23 protein-coding genes are annotated in these 25,405 nt (G+C 70.2%); 12 read left to right on the forward strand and 11 right to left on the reverse strand.

Annotated features, from left to right (window positions below; all coding sequences use genetic code 11):
• Positions 1-23 precede the first annotated feature (23 nt).
• A complete protein-coding gene (locus F9C12_RS08030) occupies positions 24-3,161 on the reverse strand; it encodes a GH92 family glycosyl hydrolase (RefSeq protein ID WP_409465387.1) in 3,138 nt (1,045 codons plus the stop codon).
• A gap of 174 nt (positions 3,162-3,335) precedes the next feature.
• Here F9C12_RS08030 and F9C12_RS08035 point away from each other — a divergent pair, with 174 nt between their 5' ends.
• The 4 genes from F9C12_RS08035 (at position 3,336) to F9C12_RS08050 (ending at position 6,501) form a co-directional block, all read left to right on the forward strand.
• The gene (locus F9C12_RS08035) at positions 3,336-3,644 is read left to right on the forward strand and encodes a cupin domain-containing protein (protein WP_409465388.1); all 309 of its coding nucleotides are present in this window, start codon (positions 3,336-3,338) and stop codon (positions 3,642-3,644) included.
• A 79-nt stretch (positions 3,645-3,723) separates the two neighbouring features.
• On the forward strand, positions 3,724-4,551 hold the full coding sequence (locus tag F9C12_RS08040) for a peptidoglycan-binding protein (RefSeq protein WP_409181359.1): 828 nt from the start codon (positions 3,724-3,726) through the stop codon (positions 4,549-4,551).
• 57 nt (positions 4,552-4,608) lie between these two features.
• Entirely contained in the window at positions 4,609-5,427 is an 819-nt protein-coding gene (locus F9C12_RS08045; RefSeq protein ID WP_409181360.1) for an LLM class flavin-dependent oxidoreductase, read from the forward strand.
• A 48-nt stretch (positions 5,428-5,475) separates the two neighbouring features.
• Positions 5,476-6,501 carry an NADPH:quinone reductase gene (locus F9C12_RS08050; protein WP_409465389.1) on the forward strand — a complete coding sequence of 342 codons (1,026 nt, stop codon included), beginning with the start codon at positions 5,476-5,478 and terminating at the stop codon, positions 6,499-6,501.
• Here the strand turns inward: F9C12_RS08050 and F9C12_RS08055 are convergent.
• Complete coding sequence (locus tag F9C12_RS08055; protein WP_409465390.1) at positions 6,494-7,348, reverse strand: SDR family NAD(P)-dependent oxidoreductase; 855 nt, start codon at positions 7,346-7,348, stop codon at positions 6,494-6,496. The two genes, F9C12_RS08050 and F9C12_RS08055, sit on opposite strands and share 8 nt — an antisense overlap.
• A 68-nt stretch (positions 7,349-7,416) precedes the next feature.
• Here F9C12_RS08055 and F9C12_RS08060 point away from each other — a divergent pair, with 68 nt between their 5' ends.
• Positions 7,417-7,989, forward strand: coding sequence for a TetR/AcrR family transcriptional regulator (locus F9C12_RS08060; RefSeq protein WP_409465391.1), 573 nt, complete (start codon positions 7,417-7,419; stop codon positions 7,987-7,989).
• A 741-nt stretch (positions 7,990-8,730) separates the two neighbouring features.
• On the opposite strand, the gene F9C12_RS08065 is transcribed toward F9C12_RS08060, so the two are convergent.
• Positions 8,731-9,423 (reverse strand): TetR/AcrR family transcriptional regulator, encoded by a 693-nt coding sequence (locus F9C12_RS08065; RefSeq protein ID WP_409465392.1) that lies wholly within the window; start codon positions 9,421-9,423, stop codon positions 8,731-8,733.
• Positions 9,424-9,505: 82 nt separating this feature from the next.
• On the opposite strand from F9C12_RS08065, the gene F9C12_RS08070 reads away from it, so the two are divergent.
• Positions 9,506-10,423 carry an NADP-dependent oxidoreductase gene (locus tag F9C12_RS08070; protein ID WP_409465393.1) on the forward strand — a complete coding sequence of 306 codons (918 nt, stop codon included), beginning with the start codon at positions 9,506-9,508 and terminating at the stop codon, positions 10,421-10,423.
• 369 nt (positions 10,424-10,792) lie between these two features.
• Positions 10,793-11,212, forward strand: coding sequence for a DoxX family protein (locus tag F9C12_RS08075; RefSeq protein WP_409181365.1), 420 nt, complete (start codon positions 10,793-10,795; stop codon positions 11,210-11,212).
• 9 nt (positions 11,213-11,221) lie between these two features.
• Here F9C12_RS08075 and F9C12_RS08080 read toward each other — a convergent pair whose 3' ends face one another.
• Positions 11,222-12,247 carry a LacI family DNA-binding transcriptional regulator gene (locus F9C12_RS08080; RefSeq protein WP_409181366.1) on the reverse strand — a complete coding sequence of 342 codons (1,026 nt, stop codon included), beginning with the start codon at positions 12,245-12,247 and terminating at the stop codon, positions 11,222-11,224.
• Between the two features lie 119 nt (positions 12,248-12,366).
• Between F9C12_RS08080 and F9C12_RS08085 the strand changes: the two genes are divergently transcribed.
• The 4 genes from F9C12_RS08085 to F9C12_RS08100 all read left to right on the forward strand — a co-directional run bounded on the left by F9C12_RS08085 (position 12,367) and on the right by F9C12_RS08100 (position 16,099).
• Entirely contained in the window at positions 12,367-13,803 is a 1,437-nt protein-coding gene (locus F9C12_RS08085; RefSeq protein WP_409181367.1) for a purine-cytosine permease family protein, read from the forward strand.
• Positions 13,804-13,899: 96 nt separating this feature from the next.
• Positions 13,900-14,070 carry a hypothetical protein gene (locus F9C12_RS08090; RefSeq protein ID WP_409465394.1) on the forward strand — a complete coding sequence of 57 codons (171 nt, stop codon included), beginning with the start codon at positions 13,900-13,902 and terminating at the stop codon, positions 14,068-14,070.
• Entirely contained in the window at positions 14,067-15,656 is a 1,590-nt protein-coding gene (locus tag F9C12_RS08095; RefSeq protein WP_409465395.1) for an amidohydrolase, read from the forward strand. The genes F9C12_RS08090 and F9C12_RS08095 overlap by 4 nt, the downstream gene beginning before the upstream one ends.
• A 284-nt stretch (positions 15,657-15,940) precedes the next feature.
• Complete coding sequence (locus F9C12_RS08100) at positions 15,941-16,099, forward strand: hypothetical protein (RefSeq protein WP_409465396.1); 159 nt, start codon at positions 15,941-15,943, stop codon at positions 16,097-16,099.
• A 382-nt stretch (positions 16,100-16,481) separates the two neighbouring features.
• Here F9C12_RS08100 and F9C12_RS08105 read toward each other — a convergent pair whose 3' ends face one another.
• From F9C12_RS08105 to F9C12_RS08130, 6 genes are all read right to left on the reverse strand, one after another.
• Positions 16,482-16,940: a MarR family winged helix-turn-helix transcriptional regulator gene (locus F9C12_RS08105; RefSeq protein WP_409181370.1), complete on the reverse strand. Its 459-nt coding sequence runs from the start codon at positions 16,938-16,940 to the stop codon at positions 16,482-16,484.
• Positions 16,937-18,295: an MFS transporter gene (locus F9C12_RS08110; RefSeq protein ID WP_409465397.1), complete on the reverse strand. Its 1,359-nt coding sequence runs from the start codon at positions 18,293-18,295 to the stop codon at positions 16,937-16,939. The genes F9C12_RS08105 and F9C12_RS08110 overlap by 4 nt, the downstream gene beginning before the upstream one ends.
• Before the next feature lie 305 nt (positions 18,296-18,600).
• Positions 18,601-18,738: a hypothetical protein gene (locus F9C12_RS08115; protein WP_409465398.1), complete on the reverse strand. Its 138-nt coding sequence runs from the start codon at positions 18,736-18,738 to the stop codon at positions 18,601-18,603.
• Positions 18,739-18,790: 52 nt separating this feature from the next.
• Complete coding sequence (locus tag F9C12_RS08120; protein WP_409181373.1) at positions 18,791-20,104, reverse strand: M14 family zinc carboxypeptidase; 1,314 nt, start codon at positions 20,102-20,104, stop codon at positions 18,791-18,793.
• A 110-nt stretch (positions 20,105-20,214) separates the two neighbouring features.
• On the reverse strand, positions 20,215-20,868 hold the full coding sequence (locus F9C12_RS08125) for a hypothetical protein (RefSeq protein ID WP_409465399.1): 654 nt from the start codon (positions 20,866-20,868) through the stop codon (positions 20,215-20,217).
• 149 nt (positions 20,869-21,017) lie between these two features.
• Complete coding sequence (locus F9C12_RS08130; protein ID WP_409465400.1) at positions 21,018-21,875, reverse strand: NAD(+)/NADH kinase; 858 nt, start codon at positions 21,873-21,875, stop codon at positions 21,018-21,020.
• A gap of 64 nt (positions 21,876-21,939) precedes the next feature.
• Here F9C12_RS08130 and F9C12_RS08135 point away from each other — a divergent pair, with 64 nt between their 5' ends.
• Entirely contained in the window at positions 21,940-23,175 is a 1,236-nt protein-coding gene (locus F9C12_RS08135; RefSeq protein WP_409465401.1) for an FAD-binding protein, read from the forward strand.
• Between the two features lie 38 nt (positions 23,176-23,213).
• Here the strand turns inward: F9C12_RS08135 and F9C12_RS08140 are convergent, their stop codons facing one another.
• Complete coding sequence (locus F9C12_RS08140; RefSeq protein WP_409465402.1) at positions 23,214-25,388, reverse strand: helix-turn-helix domain-containing protein; 2,175 nt, start codon at positions 25,386-25,388, stop codon at positions 23,214-23,216.
• Between the last annotated feature and the right edge of the window lie 17 nt (positions 25,389-25,405).

Below are 25,405 nucleotides of genomic sequence, written 5' to 3' on the forward strand. Positions count from 1 at the left end.
CTTGGGAATCCCGCTTGACAATCTCAGCCGAGGCCGAGGGCGAAAACGTGGAGGTCCGGATCGGACGGGAGGGTCACCGCCGCGATCTTCTTGCCCGCCGGGATTTCCAGCGGCGCGGTGGCGTAAACCGAGGCGCCGATTCCCTGGCCGCCGGGCTGGTTCCGGTGCGCCGTGCGGGCCACGAGCGTATTGCCGAACACTGGTTCGGCATTTCCGCCCGGCAACACCCAGTCACCGAACGAAAGATCGGCGGTCGCCGCGGTGCCGTCGGTGAACGCGACGGTCGCGCTCCCCCGGTGGTCTCCGTTCGTCGCCGAACCGACGAAAAGCAGGCGGGCGGCTGAAGTTCCACCTAAATCGAGCTTCTGTCCGGCCGCCGCCGCGTTGTCCGGACGGCCGGACGGCGCGGCGGGCCAGACGAACGTCGTCCCCGCCGCGTGTCCGGTCGACCCCGGAGCGAGACCGGCGTCGGCGAGCGCTTTCCGCGAATAGCTGTTCCCGGCTCCGTCGAAATTGGCCGAACCGCTGTCGCCGTCGTCGGAAACGCCGGCATTGCCGAAAGCGGCGGCCAGGCTTCCCTTCGGCGCGACCAATACAATTGCCGAGGAAGAAACCGAATGTCCGGCTCCGCGCAAGGTCACCGGCACCTCGTAGTAACCCGCGGGAGTTCCGGCCGCGACCGTCACGGTCAGTTCGGTTTTCCCGCCGCCGGTGCGGTTGTCGAGCCACACCGCGCGCGGGCCGGACACGGCGATCCCGGCCGGTGCCGACGTCGAGAGGTCCAGCGAGCGCAAGTGCCCGCCGAGCCGCTGGCCGTTCACCGCGACGGTGCCGGAGCCGCCGGGTTCGACGGTGACCTGGTTGGCCACCGAGCCGACGAACGGTTCCTCACCGTCCCGATAGGACGGTGGCTGGGTGTTCGCCGCCCAGGTGCGGTCCGGCTGCGCGGACAGCGCGAAGTCGAGCCGTCCGCCGGTGCGTGCGAGATCTTGCGGCAGCGACGTCCGATCCCACCGGTGCCCGTTCACCGTGAGACCGTGGACGTACTGCGTGGTCGTCGACGCTCCCGGCGCGCGAAGGTCGAGGGTGCGGCCGCCGGGCAGCGTCAGCACCGCGCGTTCGAACAGCGGGCTGTGCACGGTGAGATCCGGCGTGCCCGGAGTCGACGGGTACAGCCCCAGCGCGGCCCAGACGTACCAGGACGATTGCGCGCCGAGGTCGTCGTTGCCGGGTTCGCCGTCCGGAGTCGCGCTGAACAGCGTGGTCGCGATCCGGCGCACCACTTCCTGCGTCTTCCACGGCTGGCCGACGTGGTTGTACAGCCAGGGAACGCCGAAGTCGGGTTCGTTGCCCGCCCACATGTACGGTTCGTTCGGGCCGGCGTTGAGCTTCTGGAAGAACGTGTCGAGCCGCGCGGACACCGCCGCCGGACCGCCCATCGCGGTCACCAGCCCGGCCGTGTTCTGCGGCACGAGCCAGGTGTACTGCGCGGCGTTGCCCTCGTCGAACCCGTCCTGGCCGAAGGTGCCGGGCGCGGGCGGCTGGTAGGCCGGGCCGTCCGGGAACCGGCCGTCCTGTCCGCGCGGCTGGAGGTAGCCGGTGGCCGGGTTGAACAGGTGCTGCCAGTTCTGGCCGCGTTTCGCGAAGTCGCGGGCGACGCCGCGGTCGCCGATCGCGCCCGCGAACTGCGCGATGGCGAAGTCGTCGATCGCCCATTCCAGCGTGATCGACGCGCCGACGCGGGCGTGGTCGCCGCGGGAGGCGTCGTTGTTCGGCAGGTAGCCGCGGGCGAGGTAGTCCGCGATCCCCCGGCGTTCCTGGTACGCGCCCGGCGTTTCGTCCACCGACGTCGCGCCCTTGACCAGGTACTTCAACGCGGTCTTGACGTCGAAATCGTGCGCGCCGAAGGCGTAGAGGCTCGACAGCAGCGCGACCGAGCTGTCGCCGGTCATCTGCCCGGTGTAGCCGTTGGCCATCGGCCAGCGCGGCCACCAGCCGCCCTGGACCGCGTCGTTGGTCAGCGACTGCGCCATGTCGCTGGCTTCCTTCGGGAACAGCATGCCGTGCAAGGGCGCGAGCGAGCGGTAGGTATCCCAGTCGGAGAAGTTGGCATAGTGCGCGTGCCCGGCCGGGAGCGTGCGGATCTGGTTGTCGAAGCCGAGATACCGGCCGTCGGCGTCGTTGAACGTGTTGGGGTGCATCAGGCCGTGGTAGAGCGCGGTGTAGAAGGTCTTGAGCTGCGCGGAATCCTTGCCCGCCACGCGAATCCGGCCGAGTGCGTCGCGCCAGGCGTCCTTCGTGTTCTCGCGCATCGCGGCGAAGTCCCAGCCGGGCGTCATGTTCTTCTTCGCGCCCTGAACGTCCACATAGGACATCGAGACCTTCGCGTGCACCACGCCAGCGTCGCCGAACGTCAGGTACGCCCCGGCTTTCGGCGCGTCGGCCTGGTCGCTGCCCGGCTGGACGGTTTTGCCGTCCCAGGTGCCGTGGGCGGTGAACGGACGGTCGAAGACGATATCGTAGTAAACGGTGTACTTGTTCGGCTTCCCGCAGAAACGACCGGTCGTCGCCTGCCCGCTGACCTCGCGGTCGCCGGTGATCCGCAGCGCGGCCGCGGAGTTGCCCGCCAGGCTCGCGCCGCCCTTGACCAGCACCTGCGCGTTCTGCCCGGCGGGGAAGGTAAACGCCGCCAACCCCGTGCGCGTGGTCGCCGTCAGCTCGGTACGCACGCCGGAATCGGGGAACGTGACCGCGTAATAGCCGGGCTCAGCCTGCTCGCCGTCATGAGTGAAGCGCTCGACGCGATCCCACGGTTTCGCTCCGACGTCGCCGGCGATCGGCAGAATCGGCACGTCGCCGAACGCGTTGCAGCCGACCGACGCGTGGTCGAGGCTGAAGCCGCGGATCTTGTCGCTGTGGTACTGGTAGCCGGCGTAAGACCCGTCGGTGTCCGGAGAGAACTGCATCATCCCGAACGGCGCGGCCGGGCCGGGGAAGTTGTTGATCTCGCCGACCGAAGTGCCGCCGCGCCCGGTGCCGATGAGCGGATCGACGTACGCCGCCGGATCACCGACCAACGGAGCCTGCGGCGCCGCCGCCGCGACCGTCCCCGCCCCGACGACCGCTGCCGTCGCCAACGCTGCCACGACCGAGTACCGCACGGCGCCTCCCAGACCTCGTGTTGTCCGACCTTTCCGGCTAGCGGGCGGCGAGGTCAACCGGATGACAGAGATCTGGCCGGTTTGGCCCGGACAGACGTCCGACCGGCGGCATCCCCGAGACGGGCCCACGGCACGATCCCCTGAACCGCGCCAACCGGGCTAACCTCGGAAGACATGACAGAACCCGCCACCCGGGACGTCGAGGGCTACGAGGTCGGCTCCGGCGTCTCCGTCATTCGCGAGTACGCCGTCGAACCCGGCACCGGACCGCGCCTGCACCGGCATCCCTACCGCGAAACCTTCGTCGTCCAGCGGGGGCGCGCGCTGTTCACCCTCGGCGGCGAACAGCGCGAGGGCGTCGCCGGGGACGTGCTCGTCGCCCCGGCGAACATGCCGCACAAGTTCGTCTCGCTCGGTCCCGAACCGTACGAGGCGGTGCACATCCACGAGAACGACCGGTTCGTCACCGAGTGGCTGGAGTGAGGTCGACCCGCATTTGTACGTCCCGTGTATCCCGCTCGGCGATGCTCGGCCCGGACCGACCAGGACCGGGAGGACACGGATGTTCAGGAAACTCGCAGTGCTCACCGCCGGGGCCGCTGCGGCGGCCACGGTCGCCGTCGCCGTTCCGGGCGTGGCCGCCGCGCTGCCGGCGGCGAACATGGAGGCCGTGCTGCTCGCGGCCCAGATCGACCCGCAGCGCGCGGACAGCACGCAGACGCCGGGCGCGCACGACAGCGTCCTGCTGGTCGAGAAGGCGCTGCAGGCCAAGGGGCTGCTGGACGCCAAGTACGTCGACGGCTACTTCGGTACCACCACCATCGACGCCTACTCGAAGTACCAGAAGTCCCTTGGCTACACCGGAATCGACGCGTCCGGCCTGCCCGGCAAGACGTCGCTGGAGAAGCTCGGCTCCGGCACCTACACCGTGTCGAACGTCGTCTCCGCGGGCAGCCACGTGACCTATCACGGCGTCACGCTGAACACGCGCACCAAGGCGATGCTGCAGGCGGCGGAGAAGCTGTTCGGCAAGGAGGTCGGCCTCACCCAGGGTTCGTACAACCCGGGCGGCGTCGGCGCGTCGGCCGGAACGCACGACGGCGGCGGCGCGTTCGACGTTTCGGTGGCGAACATGTCCTCGGCGACCCGCACCGAATTCGCCAAGGACCTCCGGAAAGTCGGGTTCGCGGCCTGGGTGCGCACGCCCGCGCAAGGCGACTGGGGCTACCACATCCACGCGATCGCGGTCAACGATCCCGACCTGTCCTCGGGGGCGCAGCACCAGGTCGGCGCGTACTACCTCGGGCAGAACGGCCTGGCCGACCACGGCAAGGACGACGGCCCCGCGGTCAACCCGAAGCTGACCTGGGAGCAGTACCAGCGCGGCTGAGTCACCCGGCTGCCGCATTCGCTGGCGCGAGTGCGGCAGCCGTGGTTTTCTGGTGCCATGGCGGGAAAAACATTTAGGTTCGGGGTCGTCGCGGCAGCGCAGGAGGGCAGCGCGAAATGGCGCGAAACCGCCCGCCGCGCCGAGGACCTGGGGTATTCGACCCTGTTGTCGCCGGACAACCTCCATCTGCCGACCCCGACCGCGGCGCTGGCCGTCGCGGCGGCGGTGACGACCGAACTGCGGGTCGGCACCTTCGTGTTCGCCAGCCCGCTGCGCACGCCGCGCGCGGCCGCGTGGGAGGCGCACAGCCTCAGCGTGCTCACCGACCGCCGGTTCGAGATGGGGATCGGCACCGGGATCCCGGCGATGCGCGAGGCCGCCGCCGAGGTGGGCCTGCCCTACGGCACCGGTCCGGAGCGGCTGGCCCAGGTGTCGGAGACGATCTCGCACCTGCGCCGTCTCGACGGCGACGCGCACACGCCGGTGATGGTCGCCGCGGGCGGGCCGAAAGCCCGTCAGCTGGCCGGCGAGCGCGCGGACATCGTCACTCTCGCCGGCAGCGTCCTCACCAGCCGCGCGGACACCGCGAAGCACGCCGCCGAGATCCGCGCCGCGGCCGGGAGCCGGGAGATCGAACTGGCGATGAACATTTTCGTCGTCGGCGAGGAGATCCCGCCGTGGATCCGCGGTTTCATCGGGCACGACATCGAAACCCTCATCGAACACGACTCCCTCACCCTCTTGCGCGGCGGACCGGCGGCGATGGCCGACGAGCTGCAGCGGCGGCGGGAGGAACTCGGGGTGTCGTATTTCAGCGTGAACGGCGCGTTCCTCGAGGACTTCGCCCCGGTGATCGCGCGGCTCAGCGGACGCTGACCCGATCGCGCCGGGAATAGCCGCGCCCGCCGGTGAATTGCACGGAGGGTGAAAGCTGTGACTTACCGCCAGTTCGGCGGCCCGGAAGTGCTGACGTTGTCCGAACTCGCCGTGCCCGAGCCGGGGCCGGGCGAGGTGCGCGTGCGGATCGTCGTGTCCGCGGTGAACCCGACCGACTGGAAGGCGCGCGCCGGCTCCTCCCGTGCCAGCGCCGACGCGGAATTGTCCGTGCCCAATCAGGACGGGGCCGGCGTCGTGGACGCGGTCGGCGCCGGGGTGGACGGCTTCGCCGTGGGCGACCGGGTGTGGCTGCTGCTGGCCGCCGCGTACTCGCCGACGTCCGGGACCGCGCAGGAGTACACCGTGCTCCCGGCGGACCGGCTCGTCCCGATCCCCGACGAGGTCGGGTTCGACGAAGGCGCCGCGTTCGCGATCCCGGCGCTCACCGCGCACCGCGCGCTCACCGTCGACGAGGACGGACCGCAGCGACTCGCGCCGAATGCGTTGGCCGGCAAGACGATTCTGGTCAGCGGCGGCGCGGGCGCGGTCGGCAACGCCGCGATCCAGCTGGCGCGCTGGGCCGGTGCGACCGTCATCGCCACGGTCAGCACCGAGGACAAGGCCGCGCTCGCGCGGGCCGCCGGTGCGCAGCATGTCGTGCGGTACACCGAAGGAGACGTCGCCGCGGCGATCCGGGAAATCGCGCCGGACGGGGTCGACACGATCGTGGAGGTCGCCGTCGGCGTGAACGCTCCCCTGCACGCCGAGGTCCTGCGCCCGCGCGGGGTGGTCGCGGCTTACGGCGACGACCGCGGCACCGGGAAGGTGACTGTCGACTTCGGACAGAACGTCTGGCTCAACAGCCGCTACCAGTTCTTGGTGCTTTACACGGTCGGATTCGACCGGCTGCGCGCCGGTGCGGAAGACCTGAACGCCGCCCTGCGCGACGGCGGGCTCCGGCTCGGCCCCGACCACGGGCTGCCCGTGCACCGGTTCCCGCTGGCGGAAACCGCTCGCGCGCACGAAGCGTCGGAGAAGGGCATCACCGGCAAGGTGCTGATCGACGTCAGCTGAACATCGGCTCGACCCCGGTCAGTTCCACGCTCGCCGCCCACAACCGGGCGGCGGCGCCGGCGTCCGCGTACGGCCCGCGCACCGGTTCCGGCCGGGGCGCACCCTTGAGGCCGAACACGCGCGGCCCCCAGATCTGACCACTGTGGACATCCGGGCCGACCGCCGACCGCACCGCCGGCCGCGCGCCGCCGTCCTTGCCCTGCAAGGCAATCCGCGCGAGGCTCAGCTTCTTGCTCCGCACGTGCAGCGGCGGCCGGTCCGGAGTCAGGCTGTCCAACGCCCCGCCGGGATGCGCGACGACACTCAGCCTGCTGCTGCCCGCTGCCCGCAGCCGCCGGTCCAGCTCCAGCGCGAAGAGCGTTTGCGCGAGCTTCGACCGTTCATACGCGGTTTTCGGCCGATAATCGCGCTTGCTTTGCAGATCCTCGAAATCGAGTTTCGCCGATTTCGCCGCGAAGCTGCCCATGGTCACGATCCTCGCCCCCGGCTTCAACCGGTCCTGAAGCGCGGCGGTCAGCGCGAAATGGCCGAGATGGTTGACCCCGAACGTCATCTCGTGCCCGTCCTTGGTCTCCCGCCGCTCCGGCCCGTCGAGATAGACCCCCGCGTTCAGCACGACCGCGTCGAGTTCGCCGACCTCGATCCCCTTCACCGAAGCCAGGTCGGCGAGGTCCAGCCGCGCCCACGACACGCGCGCCCCCGGCGCCCGCTCGCGGAGCACCCGCACCGCGACCTCCGCCTTCGCCGCGTCCCGGCTGCCGAGCACCACCTCCGCACCCGCCTCCGCCAGCTGCTCCGCGACGAAGTAGCCGATCCCGGCATTGCCCCCGGTCACCAGCACCGCCATGACACCCCTCCTAAACCTGAAGTGATTCCAACTTTAAACCCACTTCAGGTTTGGGGTAGAGTGGGGTCGTGGCCAACACCGGACGACGCGAACGCCGCAAGCGCGAAACCCGGCGCAAGCTGGACGAGGTCGCGCTGCGGCTGTTCCTGGAGCACGGCTACGACGGGGTGACCGTCGCGCAGATCGCCGAAGAGGCCGACATCTCCGTCGCGACCCTCTTCGCACACGTCCCGGACGGCAAGGAAGCCCTGATCTTCGACGACGGCTCGGAACGGCGAGCCGGAATCGTCGCCGCGCTCCGCGACCGGAAGGAACCGATTCTCGAAGCCCTGCACAAATTCTTCGCCGCCCGCGGCCCGTACTCGACGGAGATCCCGCCGGAACACGCCCCGAAACGCGATCTGATCGTGCAAACGCCCGCCTTGCGCGAATACGCGCGCCGGCTGTGGCATTCCTGCGAACCAGAGCTGACCGAAGCACTGGCCGAGGAAAGCGGCCTGCCACCGGATGCCCCAGCAGTGCGGGCTTTGGCGCGGTTCGTGCTGGAAATCCCGGACCTCACGGGCACCGCACCGGACCCCGCGGCCGCCTTGGCGTCGGTGTTCGCCCTGCTGGAATCCGGGTGGCCGCCGCGGTCTTGAGCCCCCTGAACTGCTTGGGGATTCAGTTTCCCGGGTGCCGCGCACGCCACCCGAGCATTGTTCGATCGCTGGCAGCCACAGCCGCGGATTTCCCACGCCCGAGCGAAAACCGTCGCCCCGTTCGAGGGGAACGCTTCCCGACCGCCGAGCCCAAGCCCTCGCCGGGGAAGCCGCTCAAGCGCTGACTCCAGCCGAACCTCGAACGAGATCGCGCACGCGAAGCGGCTCGCTCTTGCTCTCGCGGCCGGACCCACCCCCGCCCTCTCCTGGGGGGCTGCCCTAGTCCAGTCTACTGCCCCCACCCGACAAAACCGGCTCCCGAGACGCGAACGGGCCGAATGCTCCACAACTCAAGCGGGATGTGGACAACGCCGCGAACCCGAGCATCCGCAACCAGCAGCGCTTACCGCCCGCACTTCGGCGAGCGCCTGCCGCACCGGCACTCACCGCCCCCATCCCGGCGGCCATCTCCTCCACCAGCACTCACCGCCCCACCTCGGCCAGCATCTCCTCCACCAGCACTAACCGCCCACACATCAGCGAGCACCTCCCCCGCACCAGCACTAGCCACCCCCACCTCGGCCAGCATCTCCCCCACCAGCACTCACCGCCCACGCCCCGGCGAGCACCTCCCCCGGCGAGCATTTCCCGCACCAGCACTAACCACCCCCACCCCGGCGACCATCTCCTCCACCAGCACTCACCGCCCAAACATCAGCGAGCGCCTCCCCCGCACCAGCACTAGCCACCCCCACCTCGACCAGCACCGCCCCCACCCCGCGGAGCACCTCCCCCACCAGAACTAACCACCCCACCTCGGCCAGCATCTCCCCCACCAGAACTAACCACCCCACCTCGGCCAGCATCTCCCCCACCAGAACTAACCACCCCCACCTCAGCAAGCACCCCCCGCACCAGAGACCCGAACTCCTCCCCACCACCGCCAATCCACTCGTCATGCGCGATCTCCCACGCAACCGCCCCCACCTTCGCGGCCACCCGCGCCGTCCGCTCCGGCACGCCACGCCCTACGAGCGCCTCGATCATCGACTCGACCAGACCGATCCTCTTGCGCGCCTCGCGTTCCCGCAGTTCCGGATTGGCGTCCAGCACAGCCTGCCGCCGGGCACTGAACTCGCGCCGGGCATCGGTGAAGATCTCCCGGCCCAGCACGTCCAAGGCATGCGCCACCGCCTCGAGCGGCCCGGCCGAGGCAGGCGCCGCGGCGATCGCTTCGACCAGCAGACCGGTCATCCCGCTTTCCCCGAAAAGCACCTCCCGCTTGTCCGGGAAGTGCCGGAAAAACGTGCTTTTCGTAAGCCCCGCGCGCTCCGCGATCTCGATCACGGTCGTGTTTTCGTAGCCGCGTTCCTCGAACAGGTCGAGGGCCGCGGCGGCGAGCCGTCCTGCTGCGTCGGGTTGCCAGCGAGCCATGAAGACAGTCTACGGGACTTGGTCTCATCACTGCGGTACGGTTGATGAGACCAAGTCCCATCACCCCGAGGAGACGAGACCGATGAGCAGAGCAGTCCGTTACCACCGATTCGGCGGACTCGAAGCACTCGAACTGGAAGAAGTGCCCGAGCCGCACGCCGGACCCGACGAGGTGCGCGTCCGGGTCACCGCCGCCGGGCTGAATCCGATGGACTGGCAGATCGCCGCCAAGCCTGAGATGGCGGCGGGGTTCGGCATCGCCCTGCCCGCCGGGTTCGGCAGCGATTTCGCCGGCGTCGTCGACGAAATCGGAACGGAAGCCACCGGATTCGCCGTGGGCGACCGGGTGCACGGAGGCGCGATCGGCCGGTCCGTCGCTGATTTCGTTCTGGTCAAAACCCCCGCCACGACGCTGTGGCGCACGCCGGAGGGCATCAGCGACGAGGTGGCGAGCACGCTTCCGGTTGCCGGTCTGACGGCCTCCGCCGCACTCGCCGCGATCGGGCTACGCGCCGGCGACACCGTCCTGATCGGCGGCGCGGCGGGCGGCGTCGGGATCTTCGCCGTGCAATTGGCGAAGCTGGCGGGCGCCCGGGTGCTCGGCACGGCTTCCGAGAGCACGTTCGGCTTCCTGCGTGAACTCGGTGCCGAACCCGTGGCCTACGGTCCCGGCCTCTCGGACCGGGTGCGCGCCTTGGCACCGGAAGGGATCACCGCGGCGACCGACCTGTTCGGCAGGGAGACCGCCGAGACCGCACTCGAACTCGGCGTGACACCCGGGCGGATCTCCACGGTCGCGGACGGCCCCGCTTTGCCGGACGTGCACGCGACGGGTGCGTTCGACGCCAAGCCAGGCGCCCTTGAACGGATCACGGACGCGATCCGTTCCGGCGAACTCACGGTGCCGATCGCAGCGACCTTCCCGGTCGAGCAGTTCCGCGAAGCCGTGAAGATGCAGGCCGCTCGGCACGCCCACGGCAAGATCGTGGTCACGCTGTAAACCGGTGCCGAAGCTCCGAAAACCAAGTCCGGACTTGGTTTTCGGACCCGGAACGCGAAACAATTTCAGCAGCGGCGGAATCCTCCGCCGAGACCGGACCGCCCGGCGCGATCCTCGCCGGCAGACGCCGGAAACCCCGTTCCCCCCAACGGACCCGGCCTTTCCCCGAACCGGTCCCCGACCCGTTCCCCCGCGGTTACCACACCCGGCGGATCGGGCGGAACCTGACTTTCGCAGGTATCGCGGAGACGCGCGTCACCGGTATACCTTGACACGGTCCAGGAAAGGTCTGGACCACTCTCGCGGACCGGCACTGGTGTCCGAACGGACGTCCCGCCGTCCGCCCGAGTCGTCCTATGTGGAGGCATCATGCACCGGCTGGACGCGGCACAGGATTACGCGCTCGGCTTGTTCCGCATCGTCGTCGGGTTCCTTTTCGCCTGCCACGGCGTCAAATCGCTGTTCGGGGTGCTCGGCGCGCACGGCGCGGTCCCGGCGGGCTCCTGGCCGGGCTGGTGGGCCGCGCTCATCCAGCTCGTCGCGGGAGGGCTCGTCCTGCTCGGCGTCGCCACCCGGATCGCGGCACTGGTCGGGTCGGGCTCGATGGCGTACGCCTACTTCGCCGTCCATGCGCCGCAAGGGCTTTTCCCCATCGAGAACGGCGGCGAGGCGGCCGCGATGTTCTGCTGGGCGCTGCTGCTGCTCGCGTTCACCGGCCCGGGCCGGCTCGCGCTCAGCGGCGCGCTGCGGCCGCGCGACTCGCGCGTCGGAGCGGTTCCGCACGCCTGAACTCCCCGCCTATCCCCGGGTCGACCCGCGCACGATCAGTTCGTACTCCGCCGGCCCGGGGACCGGCGGCTCGATGCCTTCGACCCGATCGGCCAGCACCGCGACCGCGGTCCGGGCCAGCCGCACCGGCCGCAGGTCGACCGCGGTGATCGGCGGGACGCACGCCCGCGTGTGCTCGGACTCGGAATCCGCGCCGCACGCGATGCGCACGTCGCCGGGCACCGCCAAACCCCGCGCCAGCGCCGCGGCGAGCACCCCGGCCGCGTGCCGCCCGGTCTGGCAGTACACCGCGTCCGGCGGCGAAGCCAGACCGAACAGCTCCTCCCCCGCCTCGCGTCCGCCCGCCTCTCCCGCGACCTCCGCGCGGCGCACCGCCAGCGGCTCTTGCCCGCGAGCGCGAACCCAGTCCAGATAAGCGGTTTCGGCGTCGAGGTTCCATTCGTTGCGGTCGGTGCCCAGCACCGCCGCGACCCGCGTCCCGCCCGCCGCCGCCAGGTGGTCGAGCACCTCGGCGACGATCCGCCCGGTGCCGAGGTCGAGGTAGTCCGGCGACGCGGGCCGCGCCGGATCCCGCCCGACGCCGAGGAACGGCACGCATTCGCGGTCCAGCATCGTGATCAGCGGATCGTTCTCCACCGGTTCGGTGATCAGGAACCCGTCGCAGGCGAGGCCGACCGAGGGCGCGTCGGCGCGCGTCGGATCCGGCACCAGCATCAGGCCGTACCCGCGTTCCACCGCGGCCAGCGCCGCCGACCCGGCGAACCGCAGGAAGTAGTCGACGCCCTCCAGGAACGCGGTGTCCGACGGGTCGAGCGGCCGCACCACCAGCCCGAGCACCCCGAGCCGGCTGGACCGCAGCCCGCGCGCGACCGTGTCCGGCCGGTAGCCCAGCTCGCGCGCCGCCTCGCGCACCCGTTCCGCGGTCTCGGCCGCGACCGTCCCGTTGCCGCTGAAGGCGTGCGACACCGTCGTCGGCGAAACCCCGGCGCGCCGCGCGACGTCCTTGATGGTCGCCCGCGTTCGTTTCCCGGCCATGACGCAGGAGCCTAACCTCGCCCAAATCGTTTTGGAACCCGGTTCGCCGAGAGCATTGCCCAAATCGATTTGGGTCCTTACCGTGGCCCGAGTCGCGTCCCCGGTCCGGAGGTTCCGCCATGACCGCTCCCGCCACCCCGCCCGTGTCGCCCGGCACGTCCGCGCCGCCCCCGGCCGGGTCCGGGCGCGGTCCCCGCGTGGAAGCCCACGGCATCGACGTCATCAGCGACGCCGAACGGCACGGCCGCGCCCGGGACCTGTTCGGGGTGTGGGCCGCGCCCAACGTCAGCTACCTCAGCCTGGTGGTCGGCGGCGCGCTGGTGCTCAGCGGATTGACCCTGCTGCAGGCGCTCGCGGTGATCGTCGTCGGCAACCTGTGCTGGGTGCTGGTCGGCCTCGTCGCGGTCAGCGGCCCGGCGGCGGGCGCGCCGAGCGAGGTCATCATGCGGGCGATGTTCGGCACTCGCGGCAACCGCTTCGTGATCGGCCTGAACGGCTGGCTCGTTTCGGTCTGTTACGTGGCACTGAGCTGGTCCGCGGCCTCGGTGACCGCGTTCAGCCTGTGCGCGCGGCTCGGCATCGAGCTGAACACCCTGGGCAAGGTCCTCGTGATCGTCGCGATCGCCGCCGCGACCCTGGTGATCAGCGTCTACGGCCACTCCGTGATCGTGCGCCTCTACCTGCCGCTGGCCATCGTGACGACCGCGGTATTCCTGGTGCTGGGCGGATTCCTGATCCGGCACACCGCGTGGAGCTACCAGCCCGCGACACCGCTGCACGGGGTCGCGCTGTGGGCGGCGCTGGCCGGCGGCGTCGCGCTGGTCGCGTCGGCTTCCTTGTCCTACAACAACAGCGCGGACTTCGCGCGGTATCTTCCGCGCGACACCAAGCCGTTCGCCGTCGCCGCCTGGACCGCCGCCGGAGCCTTTCTGCCGAGCATCGCGTTCACCGCGCTCGGCGCGTTCGCGGCGACCACTTTGGACATGAGCGATCCGCAAACCGCGCTGGAATCCGTGCTGCCGCCATGGTTCACCCCGATCTTCCTGATCGCGGTGATCCTCGGCGCGATCGCCAACAACGCGATGACCGTGTACAGCTCCGGCCTCGCGCTGCAGGCGATCGGCGTCCGCCTGCGCCGCTCCCGCAGCGTTCTGCTCGACGGCACGGCCGGAGTGCTGCTCACCCTGTACGCCTTGCTGGTGTCGGATTTCCTCAAGGCGGTCAACGACCTGATGCAGCTGATGGTCGTCGTGCTCGGCCCGATGATGGCGATCTACGCCACCGACCTTCTGCTGCGCCGCAACCGCTACGACGGCCACGCACTCGCCGACGAACGCCGCGGCGGCCCGTTCTGGTACGTCGGCGGCGTGCACTGGGCCGGAATCGCCGCCCTCGTCCTCGGCGCGGCGGCTTCGGCGTCCTGCCTGGCCGTGCCCGGGATGTACACCGGGTTCCTCGCGAGCGCGGCCGGCGGAATCGACTTGTCGCTGCCCGCGGGAATGCTGATCGCGGCCGGCGTCTACCTGCTCGCCGGCCGCCCCCGCGCCACCGCCTGACCTCGGCCTCGCCGAAGCGCGCGATCTCCTGCGCTCAGTCCCGATCCGCACCTCCCCGCCACAGTAACCACCCTCGAACCCGAAGCAGGTTTCCTGGTGCACACCAACAATTTCCTCGACCCCGACACCCCAACGCAAGCCGTCGATCTCGTCGGCTTCCTTCGCTCCGGACCCGGCGCACCCGAGCTGTGCGGTGTCCCGGACGCCGACGCTTCTTTCGGCGGCCAGTGGGCGACGCTGGCCGCGGAGACGGTGGTGGCCCGATGACCCCGGTGCACTACCGCGGCGGCCGGATCTTCACTGCGAGCACGTCCGGCTGGGCGGAATCCCTGGTCGTCCGAGGCGAAACCATCGAATACGCGGGCAGCACAGCGGAGGCCGACCGGATCGAGGCCCGGGTGGTCGACCTGGACGGCGCCTTCGTGCTGCCCGGTTTCGTCGACGCGCACACCCACCTGGTCTCGATGGGCGAAGCGCTGGAGCAAGTGGACCTGTTCTCCGCCACCTCGCCCGAAGACCTCCAGCACCGGCTCGCCCGCGCCGCGGCGGCCGATCCGTCCGCGCCCCGGATCCTGGGCCGCAGCTGGCTTTTCGACGCGCTCGGCGGCCAAGCACCGCACCGGCGGCTGATCGACGCGGCGGTCCCGGACCGTCCGGTCTACCTCGCCGCGAACGACCTCCACTCCGCGTGGGTGAACAGCGCCGCGTTGCGCGAGCTGGGGATCGACCGCGACACGCCCGACCCGCTCGACGGCCGCATCGGCCGCGACGCGTCCGGCGAACCGGACGGCATGCTCTACGAAACCGCTGCGCTGCAACTGATGCGCCACTTCCTCGACGAGCAGACCAGCGACGCCGACCGCGACCGCGCACTGGCGTCGGCGTTCACGCATTACCTCGCGGACGGCGTCACGACCGCTGTCGACCTGGCGCTCACCGAGACCGACCTCGCCGCGCTGGAACGGGCTCTCGACAACGGACGGCTCCCCCTGCGCGTCGCCGCACACTGGCTGATCGAGCGCACCGGAAACACCGAGGACGACCTCCGCCAGGTCGAGCGCGCGGCGGAGTTGAGCGCCCGGCTGTCCGGACCGTGGCTGCGGGTGACCGGGATCAAGGTGATGGTCGACGGAGTCATCGACACCTGCACGGCGGCGATGAAAAAGCCCTTCGCGGACGGCAGCCACCCCGGGCCGTTGTGGCCGCTGGAAGCGCTGGCCCCGGTCGTCGCGGCGGCGGACGCGGCCGGACTTCAGGTCGCGATGCACGCCATCGGCGACGAAGCGTCGGACATCGCGCTGTCGGCGTTGGAACACGCGATCGAGGTCAACGGCCCGCGCGACCGGCGGCATCGGCTCGAACATCTCGAGACGGTGACCCCGGAGAACGTCCAGCGCTTGGCCAAACTCGGTGCGGTCGCGTCGATGCAGCCGGTGCACGCGGACCCGGCGATCCAGGACAACTGGCGCGCGATGCTGGGCGACGACCGCGTACAGCGCGGCTACCCGTGGCCGGAAATGACCGCCGCCGGGGCCGTCCTCGCGTTCGGCTCCGACGCCCCGACCGCGCCGCATCCGCCGCTGCCGAACATGTACATCGCGACCACCCGCCGCTCCGCGCTGAACCCCGACCTGGAACCCAACTTGCCGGAATACGCCCTGCCGCTGGCCGAAGCCCTCGCCCACGGCACCCGCGATGCCGCGTACGCGTGCCGATGGGAAGGCCTGACCGGACAGCTCGCGCCGGGCTTGGCCGCGGATTTCGTGGTGCTGGACGTCGATCCGTTCACCGAAGCGGACGCATTGCTGCGGGCGCGGGTGCGGCAGACTTTCGTGGCGGGCAAACCCGTTTGACGCGTCCGCCGGGGGGTGGGCAGGGTGGTGCCCTTGCGCTTCTCGGTCTGCGTCCCGAACTTCGGCGATTTCGCCGACCCGCGCGCGGTGGCCAAGGTCGCCGCGCCGACGGAAGGGGCGGACTGGGACGGTTTGTTCGCGTGGGACCACGTGGTGCTGGACAAACGCCCCGGCCGCCCCTTCGGCGATCCGTGGCTGCTGCTCACCGCCGCCGCGCTGGCAACCGGCCGGATCCGGCTCGGCCCGATGGTCACGCCGGTCGCACGCAGCAGCTCGCCCGTCTGGTGTCCACTTTGGACCAGCTGTCCGGCGGCCGGGTGGTGTTCGGAGCCGGGCTGGGCGCGCCGCTGGAAGCGGAGTACGGCGACTTCGGCGGCCCGAAGGTGGTCGCCGAGAAGCTGGACGAGGGTCTCGAGTCGCCCCGCTGGCCGAGGCCGGGGTGACGTGGTGGGAGGAATGCCTGCCGTTCGGGAGCGCGGAGGAGGACAAGCTGGAGCACGTGCTGCGCCGGGTTGAGGCTGGGCCCGCCCGCGCTTTAGAGGCCGTGCTTCTCCGATGCCCCGGAGCCGACCGGCCTCAGCGAGCGAAACCGCCGGTTCAGCGCGCCGCCCCGGCCGCCACATCACAACGAAACACCCACCGCAATCGGCATGGCCAACCAAAACCCACCGATCCACCGCGCCACCCCGGCCGCCGCACCACCCCAAAACCCCACCGCAATCGGCGCGGCCACACAAAACCCGCCGATCCAGTGCGCCACCCCGACCGCCGCATCACAACGAAACACCCATCGCGATCGAGGTGGTCAAACGGAAACCCGCCGGTTCAGTGCGACTGCCCGGACTCCGCCAGCGCGTCGATCGCCCCCACCAGCTCGTTCAGCGCGGGCACCGCCGCCGCGATCAGATGCCGCCACGCCGGGTGCACCCCGTCCAGCGCGGCGGCCAGGATCGCGGCGTTGTGGCCCTGCCACCGTTCCACCGCGGCGCGGCCGGTGTCGGTGAGTTCGAGCGCCACCGTCCGGCGGTCGTCGCCGCCGCTGGTGCGGGTGACCAGGTCCCGCGAGCGCAGGCCGGTGACCATCGTGGTCACCGAGTTCGGCGCGAGCTTCAGCAATTGCGCGATCCGGCTCGGCCGCGCGCCGGGATTCTCGTACAGGCACGACAGCAGTTCGAGCTGCGCGACCGACAGCGTGTTGTCCGGATCGGCGGTGCGCGCGGCCCGCCGCATGGCTCGCCGGAGCCGCGCGACGACGTCGGCGAGGGCGGGTTCGGGCGCGGTCACCGGGCCCGCTCCGGGCGCGCCGCCAGCCCGGTCGCCGCGGCCAGGACACCGGCTCCGGCCAGCACCGCCAGCGCGGCCGTTTCCCCGCCGGTGTGCAGGCACAGTGTCACCAGCGCCACGCCGAGCGCCGTCCCCAGTCCGCGCGCCATGTTCACCAGTCCTCCTCCGGTGGCCGACATCCGCGCCGGGATCGCGCTCATGACAGCCGAGTTGTTGGCTGGAATGAACACTCCCAGACCGAGCCCGGCCACCACCAGCGACACGCCCACCTCCCACGGAGCGGACGCCGGCCCCAGCGCCGCGCAGCCGGCCGCCGCGACGAGCGCGCCCAGCACGGTGCGCCCGCGGGAGCCGAGCCGCTTCGGCAGCACCCGGTCGGCCAGCACCGCCGCCACCGCGAACCCGGCGGGAAGGCACGTCAGCACCGCCCCGGTTCCGCCCGCCGTGCCGAGGACCTGCGGCAGCAACGTCAGCGGCCCGAACAGCACCAGGTATCCGCACAGCGCCCCGGCCAGCCCGAGCGACACCACCGGCGGCTTCAGCACCGAAAGCTGCAGGATCGGGCTGCTCGCCGCCTTTTCCCGCAGCACGAACCCGATCGCCGCGCACACTGTCGCCCCGGCGAGCGCGACGAGCAGCCACCCCGGCATTTCCAGGCCGGACACCCCGGAAATCACCAGCAGCAATGCCGTCGACGCGGTCGCCAGCAACCCGACCCCGGCCCCGTCGAAGCGGCCCAGCGGCGTGCGCTCGCGGGTGCGCGGCAGCAAGTACCGCCCGGCGATCAGCCCGGCCAGCCCGACCGGCGCGTTGACCAGGAAAACCCACCGCCAGCCGACGGTGTCCACCAGCAGCCCGCCCACCGCGGGCCCGAGCGCGAGCCCCAGCGCCTGCGCCGCCGCCTGCACCCCGAGCGCGGCGCGCGCCCGGTCCTCGCGCACGCTGCGCACCACCAGCGCGACGCTGTTGGCCTGCAGCATCGCCGCACCGATCGCCTGCACGACGCGGAACGCGACCAGCCAGCCGAGCGTCGGCGCGAGCCCGCACGCGACCGACGCGACGGTGAACACGCCGAACCCCTGCACGTAGGTGAGCTTCCGCCCGACCGCGTCCGCGACCCGCCCGACCGCGGCCAGCAACCCTACGAGCGCGAGCAGATACGCCAGCGACACCCACTGGACGGCGGCCAGCGGAGCCCCGTACTCGTGCTGCAGCGCGGGAAAGGTGAGCGTGACGATGCTGGCGTCGAGCTGCCCCATGAACGCCCCGAAACACACCGCGCCGACGGCGAACCACCCGGCCTTCGGATGCTCCCGCACGACCGCGGGCCGAGGCCGCTCCAGGCCGATCGTCACTGCCGCCTCCCGCGCTATTAGTTCTGTTACAGAACTACTATACGGGATGTACGTACATATGGCAGGGCCGGGATGGTGACGTTTGCCGGGTCGGCGGCGTGAGGTAGATCGCCCGCCGAGTTAACCGGAGAGTGCCGACAGCCTCACCTGAGGAGGTGTTCGCCGTAGTCCTCGTCGCTAAAGGCTCGGGCGTTGCGCAGGAGGCGGTCCAGGAAATTCCGGGGGATCCTTCGCGTCAACCTGGTTCTCCTGGCCGCCGACAGGGAAGCCGGAAGACGGTTCCGCTGCGGTATCCGACCGCGCACCTACGGCCGCCGCCGTCCGAAGCGAAGACCGCAAGCTACTCGTCGACGACGTCGGGGTGCGCAGAGTTCGAGCAGCGCCCGCGGCAGATCGGTCTCCTCGGCTTTGCTCAGCGCGATCGAATCGACGTCGTCAGTCACCGCGGACACGCTACGGGGCACCCAGGCGTCATCCGCCCGAGTGCCCCGGACCTCACTGCTGGTAAGGAGCCGCCGCCGACTGGGCTGCCGTGATCAGTGCTCCCTTGTTCTTCGGCCAGAACGTGCTGTCCACGCACGAGTACCGCGGCAGGAACCCGCCGCAGCTGCCGCTCTGCCCGCCTACCTCGAAGGTGAAGCTCGCGACTCCCAGCGCACCGTAGGTGAAGTCGTCGGTCGTGCCGCTCGTCGAGTAGCCCACGGTTTCCGTGTTGGTGCCCACCAGATACCCGTTCGAATCGCTGAACTTCGCGCCGAGCTTGCGCAGCGCGGCGTCGTTCGGCGCGGGGTCGGACGTGAAGCCCCACGGGACGATGATGTCGTTCCCGTAGCTGTGCAACGTGATCATGGTGCCGCGCGCGGTGTCGGGAGCCGGGTCGTTGTCGCCGCTGCCGCGCTGTTCGGGATAGATCGAGCGGAACAGCTTTTCCAGCGCCTGGACTTCGGGTTCCGATCCGGCCTCCGGGCCCTGGTAGGTCTCCGCGCACGGCGAGTTCGAGTCCGCGCCCCAGCGGAAGGTCGAGTTGCGGTTCAGGTCGATGCCGCTCCGCGTCCCGCCGCAGTTGCCGTTGCTCGTGTTCGCGTTTTTGCGCTGCAGTTTCGGCGAATTCCCGCCGGAGGCGACGATGTCGACGCCGTCCGGGTTCGAGATCGGCACCACCCAGACCTCGGTGGTGTCCAAAATGGACTTGGCGGTGGCGTCGCCGGCGTAGCCGTCGGCGAGGTAGTCGATCCAGCGCCAGGCGAGTTCGCCGGTCGCGATCTCCCGCGCGTGGATCTGCGCCATCAGCACGAATTTCGGCTTCGGGGATTTCGTCGACAGCGTGCAGTCGCCCTCTTGTTTCTTGGTCAGGCAGATCGCGTTGATGTCGTGGCCGCCCTTGCCCTGGGTCTTCCGCCACGACTGGCCGATCGTGTACTCAGTGGCGAGATCCGGATGCGCCGCCGCGACCTTCGCGAGGTGCGCTTCCTGCGCCGGAACTGTACGGTAGCCGCCGTAGAACGTGTCGCCCGCGGCGCGCGTGGTCACTCCTTTGTAGACAGTGTCGAAGAATTCCGGGGAATAACCGCGGTCCCGCAATTGCCCGGCGACCGTCTGGTTTCCGATCACGTACGCCACGCCCGGGCCGGTCTCGGCGACGTCGAAACCGGCGCGAGCCAGCGAAGCCGCCTCCGCGGGAGTCGCGGGTACACGCCACGAAACCGGATCGTCCGGCGCAGCGGCGGCCGCGGCGGTCGTGGTGCCGCCGAGTGCCGCCAGCACTCCGACGACGCTGAGAGTGAGCCGGATCGAGAACTTGCCCGCCATCGGAGCTCCTCACGCAGCGAAAGGAAGGTCACCACGCGCGGACGGTGACCACTCGGCAGCGCACAGTGTGCTCTCCGGGACGAATCCGGCCCACCTCCGAAAGTCGGGTGTCAGCAGGTGACCGAAACCTTCGCGCCGCGCTCGAACGAAACGTGGACGTGGTCGTAGTGGTTCGCGGTCTCGCCGCCGCGGTCCTCCATCGCCGACCAGCCGCTGCCGTCGTTGTAGCGCTGCTGCCAGATCACGTACTTCGCGCCGAGTTCGTCCTGGTGCTCGAGAACGTAAGCGGCCAAAGCGTTTCCGGTCTTCGCGTCGACCATGAAGTCCAGCGCGAGACCGGCCGGATGGTCGCTCGCGCCGGACCGTCCGGCCCGGCCGCCGACCGAATCCACCGAGAACTTCTCCTTGAGGAAATTGCCCGCCTGGGCCACCGAAGGCTGCGTGCCGGCCAAAGTGGACGAACACGCTTTCGCCGCCGGGGTTTTCGGAGTGCTCGAAGGCGTTTTGCTCGTCGAGGAAGGCGAAGGCGAGGACGTCGGCGCAGCGCTGGAAGACGTCGGCGGCGGCGAAGTGGTCGACGGAACGGTGCTCGACGGCCGCGGCGCGCTGAACGCGTGCATCTCCGCGGCAGCGGCCGGGACCTGCTGCGGTTCGACCGAGCCGGCGGTCAGCCACACCGGCACCGCCAGCGCGCCGACGGCCAGCACGCCGGCCGCGGTCGGCAGCCGCCACGACTTCGATCCGTCCCGATGTCTACCGGACACCTCGCACCACCATCTCCTCGTTCGGGTCGCAAAGCCGCCACGACATTACGAACAGGACACGGCAATGTCACCGACAAGTGACAGCGGGCACATCGCGGCCGGGATCACCGCAGGTCAGCGCACGGTTACCAGGAGAACGCGCGGCCTGCTCAGGACAGCGGGATCTCCGCCGAATCGGAGAGCCGCAGCTTGCGCCGGGCGCGCTGGTAGAACGTCGTCATGCCGAGCCGGACCACGCGGGCCGCGTTCGGCCGGGCATGCAGGTCGAGCGTTTCCCCGGGCCCGGCGTAACCCGCCACCTGGCCGTCGACCTCCACCGCGAGCCGCCCGCTCGACGGCAGCACCTCCAGCGTCACGGTGTCGTGCACCGACAACACGACGCCGCGGCTGTACGCCGAATGCGGCGCGGCGGGCGTGACCAGCAGCGCTTCCACCGCGGGGCTGGTGATCGGCCCTCCGGCGGAGAAGCTGTACGCGGTGGAACCGGTCGGCGTCGCGACCACGACCGCGTCGGCGGCGTAACTCACGAACTGTTCACCGTTCACCAGCACCGCGACCGCCGCGCTCCCGTCCCCGGGCACGCGCACCACCGCGACGTCGTTGAAGGCGGTCTCGATCCGGCCGCCGAACCGCGCGTCCACCGCCAGCCGCGGCTCGACGGTGAACTCCTCGCGGTCGATCGCGGACAGCGCGAGCGGCAGGTCCGGCACGTCGACCTCGGCGAGGAAGCCGAGCTTCCCGAGGTTGACGCCGAGCACCGGCGCGTGCTGCCCGTCGGCGAGCCGCATCGCGCGCAGCATGGTGCCGTCGCCGCCGAGGCTGACCACCAAATCCGACCGTTTGCCCAGCTCAGCGGGCTGGACCCCGGTCGCCGCGCAATCGACCCTGGCGATCTCGTCCACGATGCCGAGGATCTCGATCCCGCGCCCGGCGGCCCAGCCCAGCACCGCGTCCACCGCGGCTTGCGAATCGCGGCGCGGGTGCAGCACGAGTCCAGCGGAATGCATGTCGGTCTCCTCGTCTCGGCCTGTCCCCAGTCTGCCGTGCCGGGGCCGGTTAGGCTCGGCGCTCGTGATCGAAAACTGGGCGGGCAATCTCGCTTACCGCGCGCGCGAGGTCGTCGCCCCGCGCACTGTTGCCGAAGCGCAAGACCTCGTCGCCGGCGCCGCCCGGGTCAAAGCCCTCGGCAGCCGGCACAGCTTCAACGCGATCGCCGACAGCCCGGACGGCGTCCAGCTCGACCTCTCCGCGCTCAACCGCGCCCCGGAAATCACCGCGGCGACGCTCACCATCGGCGGGGCGACCCGTTACGGCGACGTGGTCGCACAAGTGCACGAAGCCGGGTACGCCCTGGCCAATCTCGCGTCGCTCCCCCACATCACCGTCGCCGGCAGCGTCGCCACCGGCACCCACGGCTCCGGCGAGCGACTGCCCGGCCTGGCCTCGGCGGTGTCGGCAGTCGAACTCCTCACCGCCGACGGCTCCCTGCGCACCTTTTCCCGCGGCGACGCCGAGTTCCCCGGAGTGGTGGTGAACGTCGGCGCGCTCGGCATCCTCACCCGGCTCACCCTCGACCTGGAGCCGGCTTACTCGGTCCGCCAAGACGTTTTCGACGCCCTCCCGTGGTCCGCCGCCCTGGAGCACTTCGACGAAATCCAGGCCGCGGGCTACAGCGTCAGCCTGTTCACGAACTGGGCGCGCGACGCGGTCGACCAGGTCCTGCTCAAAAACCGCGTCCCGGCGGAGATCCCCGGTTCGCTGTTCGGCGCGCTGCCCGCCGACGGCCCGCGCCACCCCGCCCACGCGGCGGGCATTTCGGCGGAAAACACCACGGTGCAAGGCGGCGTTCCCGGACCGTGGTACGCCCGGCTGCCGCATTTCCGCCTGGAATTCGCGCCGAGCGTCGGAGCGGAATTGCAGAGCGAGTACTTCGTGCCGCGAGCACACGCGGCCGCCGCGTTCGAGGCGTTGCGCAGCATCGGCGACCGGATCGCGCCGCTGCTGGTGGTGTCGGAAATCCGCACGGTCGCCGGTGACGAGCATTGGCTCGGCCCGGCGTACGGCGGCGACCGGGTGGCGCTGCATTTCACCTGGCAGCAGCGGCAACCGGAGGTGGAAGCGGTGCTGCCGGCTCTCGAGGAGAAGCTGGCCCCCTTCGGGGTCCGCGCGCATTGGGGGAAGCTGTTCCACGGCGCGGTTTTGGATCTGGATCACCAAGGGGTGCGGCAGTTCCGCGCGCTGGCGGCCGAGCTGGATCCGGCCGGGAAGTTCCGAAACCCGTTCCTGGAACGGCACCTGCTCCGATAGACGCAGTCGGCATCTGAACGAGACCGAATGCCGCCAACTCATGAGCACAGTCGTCGGCGAGCGACCAACTCGCCGACAATGACGGGGTTGAGCTGCACCGGCAGCCGGTCAGCGGCTGCCCACCGCTCGCTTGCCACGGCCAACTCGCCTTGTTCCGCCGCGATGTTGCCCAAGCCCACCAGCGACCTGGCAAGCTCTGCGACTTCATTTTCTTCCCGGGCAAGGCATGCCGCCTTCTCGTACCAGGTGTGGGCGTCGCCGTGGATAGCGGCGCGGTAGCAAACCCACCCTAGGCAATTCACCGCCAACAACGCCTCGCGCGGCGAACTCGCGAGCTCATGCGCCCGCCGCGCGTACTCCAGGGCTTCGAAGGACCGGTTCAAAGACGTCGCCGCCAGCGCCATTCCTCGTAGTGTGATGACTTCGTTGCGTGATCGGCCGGACGTGCGGTAGACCTCTGCGGCTTTGCGGAGACCAGCCAGTGCTTCGCCCGGTTCTCCCCGGTACAGCTGGACCCAAGCAAGACTCGCGCGCGAGTCCGTCTCTCCGCGTTCGTCGACCAGACCGGCGAAGAGCTCCGCGGCGCGTCCATGGCTCCGCGCCGCCTCTGGCAGGTCTCCACGTTCCTGATATGCCATTCCGAGGTTGTTCTCGATCATTGCCACGACACGCGTCTCGCTTTCCCGTTCCGCTGCAGCAAGCGCGCGCTGGTGAGTCCGGAGCCACGGTTCCAGCAACTTCTCCCGGCTGAAGAACGCCCGCAACAGATGAGCAAGGCGCCAGCAATCGTGCGGCCGCCCGATCTCGTCGGCCAGCTCGCACAGCGACGCAAGAGCTGGCCACCGCTTGCGCAACCACGTCAACGCCTGCCCGCTGTCAGCGAACTCTGTCCCGTCGCACCTAGGTACGTCTGACTGGAACCGGCCAGGCTCGATGAGCCCGTCGGCCGCACCGGTCATCGGCACTACGTAATCCAGCAGTCGGCCAAGCGCGGCACGGCGGTCAGCGTCGTCCAGTCTGAACAACTGATGTCCGGAAACGAGTGCCCGCACCAGGTCGTGCAGTTCGACGTCGTCCGCTGACCGGCGTTCGACGAGGTAAGCCTGGTGGAGGCGGTCCAGCAGGCAGACCGTCTCCAGCCGGCCGAGGCCGGCCATGGCGGCGACGAACGCCACGTCAGCCCGTCCGCCGGGATGCACCGCCAGCTGTGCGAGGAGGCGCTGTTCCTCGGGACGCAGCCTCGTACAAGACAGCGACAGGGCACCGGCGACACTCCGCTCGTCGTCTTCAAGCGCAGCAAAGCGACTCGTCTCCGAGGACAATTGCGCGCGGAGTTCCTCCGAGGTGACTCCGCCAGCATGATAACGAGCGGCCACGATGCGGACCGCGAGAGGAAGGCCGCCGCACGAGGCCACAATGTCCTGGACGTCTGGATCCGGTGCCAATTCGTGGCCTGAGACCAACCGGAACAAGTCCGCGGCGTCGTCTTTCCCCAACCCTCCGAGGTCGATGCGCCGAGCCTCGTCGAGCGCGTTCAAGCGGGTGCGGCTGGTGACCAGCACTCCGCATTTCGGCTCGGCGGGAAGCAAGGACCGGATCTGGCTCACCGAACGTACGTTGTCGAAGACGAACAGCATCCGGCGGCCAGTCAGCACGGTGCGCAGCAAAGTGATCCGGCTGTCCCGATCCGGCGGAATGTCTGCGTCCGGGGCGACCACACGGAGCACGCGTGCAAGGCCTTCCGCTTCGGTAAGCCCCGGACTGCCCATTGTGTATCCCTGAAAGTCGAGCATGAGGCAGCCGTCCGGGTAGGTATGCATGACCGCCATCCCCGCCACGACGGCCAACGCCGTCTTTCCCGCGCCCGCGATTCCTCCCACGACCACTGTCTCCGGTCGTGGTTCGAGCAGCGTCGAGACCGCGTCGGCGAGTTCCCGATGTCGGCCGACGAAATGCCGCGGCTTGTCGGGAAGTCCCCAGGGAATTCCAGCGGGCCGGGAGCACCCCGCGTCGGTCTGGGCCAATCCGACCAATGCCCCGTTCGCTTGGAAGTACTTGTCCGCTTTCAGCACGAACTTGGGTTGGGGGCGGCTCTGTCCCCTCTCGATGCGGCTCAGCGTCGAGGTGCAGTAGCCCAGCGCTTTCGCCACCGTTGCCAGGCACAAGCCCTTCTCGTTGCGGCGGCGTCTGAGTTCGGTGCCGAATAGATGCACGTGTGCTCCTAGGTTGT

This window comes from Amycolatopsis sp. GA6-003, assembly GCF_046267895.1.
GTDB lineage: Bacteria > Actinomycetota > Actinomycetes > Mycobacteriales > Pseudonocardiaceae > Amycolatopsis.

What these genes read in the sequence shown, in the direction of transcription:
- F9C12_RS08130 (WP_409465400.1), bottom strand. Translation starts at nt 21,875, where the DNA reads ATGCATTCCGCTGGACTCGTGCTGCACCCGCGCCGCGATTCGCAAGCC.
- F9C12_RS08085 (WP_409181367.1), top strand. Translation starts at nt 12,367, where the DNA reads ATGACCGCTCCCGCCACCCCGCCCGTGTCGCCCGGCACGTCCGCGCCG.
- F9C12_RS08095 (WP_409465395.1), top strand. Translation starts at nt 14,067, where the DNA reads ATGACCCCGGTGCACTACCGCGGCGGCCGGATCTTCACTGCGAGCACG.
- F9C12_RS08065 (WP_409465392.1), bottom strand. Translation starts at nt 9,423, where the DNA reads ATGGCTCGCTGGCAACCCGACGCAGCAGGACGGCTCGCCGCCGCGGCC.
- F9C12_RS08040 (WP_409181359.1), top strand. Translation starts at nt 3,724, where the DNA reads ATGTTCAGGAAACTCGCAGTGCTCACCGCCGGGGCCGCTGCGGCGGCC.
- F9C12_RS08045 (WP_409181360.1), top strand. Translation starts at nt 4,609, where the DNA reads ATGGCGGGAAAAACATTTAGGTTCGGGGTCGTCGCGGCAGCGCAGGAG.
- F9C12_RS08120 (WP_409181373.1), bottom strand. Translation starts at nt 20,104, where the DNA reads ATGGCGGGCAAGTTCTCGATCCGGCTCACTCTCAGCGTCGTCGGAGTG.
- F9C12_RS08035 (WP_409465388.1), top strand. Translation starts at nt 3,336, where the DNA reads ATGACAGAACCCGCCACCCGGGACGTCGAGGGCTACGAGGTCGGCTCC.
- F9C12_RS08070 (WP_409465393.1), top strand. Translation starts at nt 9,506, where the DNA reads ATGAGCAGAGCAGTCCGTTACCACCGATTCGGCGGACTCGAAGCACTC.
- F9C12_RS08080 (WP_409181366.1), bottom strand. Translation starts at nt 12,247, where the DNA reads ATGGCCGGGAAACGAACGCGGGCGACCATCAAGGACGTCGCGCGGCGC.
- F9C12_RS08055 (WP_409465390.1), bottom strand. Translation starts at nt 7,348, where the DNA reads ATGGCGGTGCTGGTGACCGGGGGCAATGCCGGGATCGGCTACTTCGTC.
- F9C12_RS08075 (WP_409181365.1), top strand. Translation starts at nt 10,793, where the DNA reads ATGCACCGGCTGGACGCGGCACAGGATTACGCGCTCGGCTTGTTCCGC.